We start from the raw sequence: 6,158 nt of genomic DNA, 5'->3' as shown, positions 1-6,158 counted from the left end.
GCCCACCGGATGCCCCTGGGTGGCCGCCGCGTTCACGGGCGGGCGGGGATCGGCACCACGTGTGCCCACGCGGGCGGCCGCGGCGCCGCGGAGCCCGCCACCAGGCCGACGACCAGCGGCATCCGGGGCGGCGCCTGCGGCCACGGCGTGTCCCCGTCGGTGAGCACCAGCACCAGGTCCGGACACAGGCCGGCGGCCGCGGCGATCCCCTCGCGCAGGTCGGTTCCGCCCCCGCCGACCAGGCGCAGGTCCTGCGCCCGGCGCACCGTCTGCACGGGATGGGCGTGCCGGTCGCAGCAGATCACCCGCAGCCGCCGCCCGGCGCCGCCGGCCCGTTCCAGCACCCCCGCGACCTCGGCCACCAGCAGGCGCAGCACCCCGTCGTCGACGCTGCCGGAGGTGTCCACCACGACCGCCACCTCGGGGGCGGGCGCGGCCATCGCGGGCAGCAGCACCCGGCCGTGCGGTCCCGGCGGCCCCTGCCTGCGCGCGGGCCTGCGGTAGGTGAAGTCCACCCGCCCCGCGCCGCGGTACGCCCCGCGGCGCAGCACCGCCCCCAGCCGGGCCCGCCAGTCCACCGCGGGCCGCAGCCGCTCCCGCGCCCATCGCTCCCAGCCGCCGGGGACGTCCGAGCGCGCCGCGGCCCGCGCGGCGATGTCGCGGGCCAGCGCCGCCTCCAGCACCGCGCGCTCCACCTCGGACAGGGCGTCGCCCCCGGCGCGTTCGTAGGACCGGTCCAGGCCGTCGGCGGAGCGGCCGCAGTCCACCAGGTCGCCCACCGACCGGCCGCCGCGCGCCTGCGCCTCGTCCAGGACCTCGATCTCCGACAGGTATTCCTCGGCCAGCCGCCCCGGGGCCAGCCCCAGCGCCCGGGGCGAGACCACCCCGGCGGGGCACTCCAGCCCGGCCGCCTCCAGGTCGTCGTTGACCTCGGCGTCGGCCGCCCGGTTCCAGCGGCGGGCCGCCGGATCGCCGGGCCCGGCTGCTCCCTCCGGGGCGCGGTCGGCATGGCGGCGCACCAGGTGTCCCACCCCGTGCAGCAGCCACCACCCGAACTCCTCCACCGGCACGGCCAGCGCGGTGCCGGGGTCGATGTGCACCCGCCAGCCCGGGTCGGTCGGAAAGGCCCGGAAGTCCGGGTCGGGGACGGGCTCCCCGGTGTCCTCGTCCCGGCGCGGCTCCAGCACGACCGGCGTGAGCGAGAACAGGGCGTGCGCCAGGTAGGGCGCCCGCGCGGCCGCCCACAGGCGGGCCGCCGCGAACCGTTCCGCCGCGAGCCGTTCCACCGCCTGCGCCGCGTGGCCGTTCACGCCGCCTCCCCGGGCATCAGTCCGGCCGCGCGCAGCACCGGGGCCAGTTCCAGCAGCGCCGCGGGCGGGGTCGCCCCCGTCGGCCGGCGGGCCGCCAGGTCGCGCGCGGCCGCGGCCGCCACGTCGGGCACCGTCCGGGAGACGCGGGCGATCACCTCCCAGGCCCGCTCCCAGGCGGGGGCGCCGCCGTCGGCCGCCACGTGGGCGACCAGCGCGCCGAGCAGGGCGTGCAGCCGGTCGGCGCGGTCCGGCAGCGGCAGGCCGGGGTCGGCGAGCAGTTCCTCGGGGGCGGGCAGGTCCAGGGTGCGCAGCCACGACAGCGCCTCGAACCCGGCGGCCTCGCCCACCGCGCCCACCACCAGGGCGGCCACCGCCGCCTCCGCCTCCGGCGCGCCGGGGTTGGCCCGTCCGGCGGCCAGCGCCACCGCGGCCGCCTCCCAGCTGCGCGGGCTGGGCCAGCCCCGGCCGGCCCGGGCGGGGTCGTCGGGCACGGCGAGCACCAGTTCGGGGCGCACCCGCAGGAACGCCCCCACCGCGGAGCGGGCCGCCGCGACCTGCTCCGCGGTCGGGGCCACCGCGTCCCCGGCGCCGGAGGCGGGGAATCCGTGGGCGAACCCCTGAGCGATGTCGGCCGCCGACACCTCCCGGTCCAGGTGGACCAGGCGGTTGGCCAGCGGCGCCGACAGCTCCCAGCCGTCGGCGGCCAGCCCGGGCGGGTTGGCGGCGGCCACGATCCGCACCCCCTCGGGCAGCACGAGGTCGCCGACGGTGCGCTCCAGCAGGACGCGCAGCATCGCCGCCTGTACGGCGGGCGGGGCGGTGGTCAGCTCGTCCAGGAACAGCAGGCCCCGCCCGGCCGCGGCCAGCCGTTCGGCCCAGCGGGGCGGGGCGAACCGGGTGCCGCCCTCGTGCACGACGGGCAGGCCGGAGAAGTCCCCGGGTTCGCGGACGGACCCGACGACCACCTCCACGGGCAGGTCGAGCTCGCGCCCCAGGGCCAGGACGGACGCGGTCTTGCCGGTGCCGGGGGCGCCCCACAGCAGGACCGGTAGGTTCGCGCGCACGGCCAGGGCGAGCGCGGTGCGGATGCGGGCGGTGTCCTTCACAGGGTCCTCCTGGGCCGGTCGCGGGTGCGTCGGCGGGGCCGCGGAGGACCGCGCCGACACGAGTCAACCTAGGTTGACTCTCCGGGAAAGTCAACCATGGTTGACTCCCTGTCGGCTCCCCGCCGGTGGCCGCGCCCCCGCTCACGGCCCCGACGCCTGGATTGCGCGGTCTCCGAACCGGGGTAGCGTGGAGGGCGGAGGCGTCCCCTGCGACGGGGCCGGCGCCCCAGCCCGTGAGGAGACGTTCAGTGACACGCACCGGTGCCGGCGGGCCCCTGCTCAAGTGCTCGTTCTGCGGCAAGGACCAGAGTGAGGTCCGCAGGCTCATCGCGGGACCCGGACACATCTGCATCTGCGATGAGTGCGTCGGTCTGTGCAACGAGATCATGGAGGAAGAGGACGCGGTCCTCCCCACCGAGCTCTCCTGGGATGCGTTGCCCAAGCCGCGGGAGATCTATGAGTTCCTGGACTCGTATGTGATCGGGCAGGAGCAGGCGAAGAAGGCGTTGTCGGTGGCGGTCTACAACCACTACAAGCGGGTGCGCTCGGAGGGGGAGCGCCCGGGTGGTGAGGATGTGGAGATCGCGAAGTCGAACATCCTGCTGCTGGGTCCGACGGGGTCGGGCAAGACGCTTCTTGCGCAGACGTTGGCGCGGATTTTGAACGTGCCCTTCGCGATCGCGGATGCGACGGCGCTGACCGAGGCGGGGTATGTCGGTGAGGATGTGGAGAACATCCTGTTGAAGTTGATCCAGGCGGCCGATTACGACGTGAAGAAGGCCGAGACGGGGATCATCTACATCGACGAGGTGGACAAGGTCGCCCGGAAGAGTGAGAACCCCTCGATCACGCGGGATGTGTCGGGTGAGGGGGTGCAGCAGGCGTTGTTGAAGATCTTGGAGGGGACGACGGCGAGTGTGCCTCCTCAGGGGGGGCGTAAGCATCCGCATCAGGAGTTCATCCAGATCGATACGACGAATGTGTTGTTCATCTGTGGTGGGGCGTTTGCGGGGTTGGACAAGATCATCGAGTCGCGGACGGGGCGGCAGGGGATGGGGTTCAACGCGGTGCTGCGGTCGAAGGAGGATCTGGCGGGTGGGGGTTTCGGTGAGGTGATGCCGGAGGATCTGTTGAAGTTCGGGATGATCCCGGAGTTCATCGGGCGGTTGCCGGTGATCACGAGTGTGCATGATCTGGATCGGGAGGCTTTGATCCGGATTTTGACGGAGCCGCGTAATGCGTTGGTGAAGCAGTATCAGCGGTTGTTCGAGTTGGACGGTGTGGGGTTGGAGTTCACGCCGGACGCGTTGGAGGCGATCGCGGAGCAGGGGATCATTCGGGGGACGGGTGCGCGGGGGTTGCGGGCGATCATCGAGGAGGTGTTGTTGTCGGTGATGTACGAGGTGCCGTCGCGTGAGGATGTGGGTCGGGTGATCATTTCGCGGGAGACGGTGATCGACAATGTGAATCCGACGATCGTGCCGCGGGCTCAGGTGGAGCCGACCCGCCGCAAGAAGTCCGCCTGACACCTCGCCGCGTTCTCCCGGACCCGGGACACGCGGCCCCGCCACCACCCCTTTCGCCGCGTTTGTGGTGTGAGATGGCGCCAGGGGGTGGTGTTCCATGACGCCGACGGACGAGCAGGGCGAGTACCTGTTCGACGAGCTGGTCCGGTCCGTGCACGACCGGGCGCCGCTGGAGGTCCTGGAGGCGGTCGAGTCCTACGCCGCCGCCATCGGCCTGAGCCGGATCACCGTCTACCTGGTCGACATCCAGCAGCGCCTGCTGGTCCCGCTCACCGAGGGCGAACCCCAGCCGGTGGACGGCACCGCCGCGGGCGGCGCCTACCGCTCCGAGAGCCTGCGCCTGGCCGAGGGCGACGGCGGACTCGAACTGTGGCTGCCGTTGCGCGACGGCGTCGACCGCATGGGCGTCCTGCACGTGTGCGCCCCCCTCCTGGACGAGCCCACCCTGCGCCGCTGCCAGACCCTCGCCTCCCTGCTGGGCCTGGTCATCACGTCCAAACGCGCCTACAGCGACACCTACGCCCGCCACACCCGCACCCGCCCGGTGCACCTGCGCACCGAGATGCTGCGCGCCTTCCTGCCGCCCCGCACCCTGGGCACCGCCCGCGGCATCTCCACCGCCGTCCTGGAACCCGCCTACGAGCTGGGCGGCGACGCCTTCGACCACTCCGTCACCAAGGACGTCCTGCACGTGGCCATCCTCGACGCGATGGGCCACGACCTCGCCTCCGGCCTGACCGCGTCCGTGGCCATGGCCGGCGCCCGCAGCGCCCGCCGCAACGGGGCGGGGCTGCGCGCCCTCACCGGCGAGGTGGAGGAGGCGCTCACCACCTGGCTGCCCGAACGCTTCTGCACCGGGGTCTTCGCCACCCTGAACCTGAGCAGCGGCCTGTTCTCCTGGGTCAACTGCGCCCACCCCGCCCCGCTGCTCATCCGCAAGGGGCGGCTGTCCCCGGGCGCCCTGGAACGCGAATCCGAACTCCCCCTGGGGCTGGCCGGGGTCGGCGCGGGCGCCGACGCGCGCACCGTCCACGAGGTCCGGCTCGACCCGGGCGACCAGATCCTGCTCTACACCGACGGGGTGACCGAGGCCCACGACGGGCAGGGGCACATGTTCGGCCTGGAGCGGTTCGCCGACTTCATCATCCGCGCCACCTCCGCCGAGGAGCCCGCCCCCGAGACACTGCGGCGGCTCATCCACTCCATCCACGACCACCAGCGCGGCAGCTTCACCGACGACGCCACCATCATGCTGGTGGAGTGGACGCCCGAAGGGCCCGACGTGTGCCGGACCCCCAAGGGGTGAGCCGCCCGCTCACCGCAGGCTCACCACAGGGCCAGGACCCGGCTGGGCCCGCCGGAGGCGTCCGCACCCGGCAGCACGCCGACGGTGAGCAGGGCGCCTACGGGCGGCAGCCGGTCCAGGCCCCGCAGAGCCTCCAGGCCCCACCGGTCGGCCCGGCCCACCACCTCGTGGGCCTCGAACGCCGTGGACACGGCCGGGTCGGTGCTCAGCGTGTCCACCCCGGTGCCGACGATCCCCCGCCGGGAGATGAGGAACTCGCACGCCTCGGCCGAGAACCCGGGGAAGTGCCACGACCCGTCCCCGGCCACGCCGCGCACCGCCGCGTCGCCCCGCTCCCAGCGGGCGCTCCACCCCGAGTGCATGAGCACCGCGGCACCGCGCGGGATCTCCCCGTGCAAGCGCTCGAACGCCAGCACGTCGTCGACGGTCACGGCGGTGTCGGGGTCCCGCGCGGCCCGGGCGGAGATGTCGATCACCACGGCGGGCGCCACCAGCTCCTCGGGGCGGATGTCGGGCACCATGCGGCCCCCACCGATCACGTGGCCGGGCGCGTCCAGGTGGGTTCCGGTGTGTTCGCTCAGCGTCCAGCGCTGCACGTAGAACCCGAACCCGCCGTCGGGGACGGGCCCGGAGGTCGTCTCCCGCCGCGGCTTCTCGTCGTCCCACCCGGGCAGGTCCGGCGTGATCACGTGGCTCAGGTCGGCGACGTTCCGGTACCCCGGAGGCCACGGGGAGCGCTCCGCGGTGGGCCGTCCGCTCCCGGCCTCGGCCGTCCCGGCCGTTCCGGCCGCCTCGGCCTCCCGGGCCTCTCCGGCGGTCCGGGCCCGGACGGTCTCACCCGTTCCGTGCAGACACATGCGCCACCCCTCGCTCCCTCGCGGTACGCCCGGATCGCGGGCGCTGCCACCCT

General features: G+C 74.2%; 5 protein-coding genes. 2 read left to right on the top strand and 3 right to left on the bottom strand.

All coding sequences use genetic code 11. The features are described 5' to 3' along the window. Positions 1-32: 32 nt before the first annotated feature. Positions 33-1,310, bottom strand: coding sequence for a vWA domain-containing protein (locus ACJOT3_RS13800; RefSeq protein WP_406972638.1), 1,278 nt, complete (start codon positions 1,308-1,310; stop codon positions 33-35). Beyond that, positions 1,307-2,416, bottom strand: coding sequence for an ATP-binding protein (locus tag ACJOT3_RS13795; RefSeq protein WP_406972636.1), 1,110 nt, complete (start codon positions 2,414-2,416; stop codon positions 1,307-1,309). Before ACJOT3_RS13795 ends, ACJOT3_RS13800 begins: the two co-directional genes overlap by 4 nt. 248 nt (positions 2,417-2,664) lie before the next feature. Here ACJOT3_RS13795 and clpX point away from each other — a divergent pair, with 248 nt between their 5' ends. Together clpX and ACJOT3_RS13785 are read left to right on the top strand one after the other, a co-directional pair. After that, entirely contained in the window at positions 2,665-3,942 is a 1,278-nt protein-coding gene (gene clpX / locus ACJOT3_RS13790; RefSeq protein WP_406972634.1) for an ATP-dependent Clp protease ATP-binding subunit ClpX, read from the top strand. Between the two features lie 97 nt (positions 3,943-4,039). Continuing rightward, positions 4,040-5,248, top strand: coding sequence for a PP2C family protein-serine/threonine phosphatase (locus ACJOT3_RS13785; protein WP_406972632.1), 1,209 nt, complete (start codon positions 4,040-4,042; stop codon positions 5,246-5,248). Positions 5,249-5,268: 20 nt separating this feature from the next. On the opposite strand, the gene ACJOT3_RS13780 is transcribed toward ACJOT3_RS13785, so the two are convergent. Then, positions 5,269-6,105, bottom strand: a complete 837-nt coding sequence (locus ACJOT3_RS13780; protein WP_406972630.1) for a cyclase family protein — start codon at positions 6,103-6,105, stop codon at positions 5,269-5,271. Positions 6,106-6,158: the final 53 nt, after the last annotated feature.

The organism is Nocardiopsis protaetiae (assembly GCF_045446735.1).
GTDB lineage: Bacteria > Actinomycetota > Actinomycetes > Streptosporangiales > Streptosporangiaceae > Nocardiopsis > Nocardiopsis protaetiae.
This window is presented reverse-complemented; position numbering and strand designations above follow the sequence as displayed.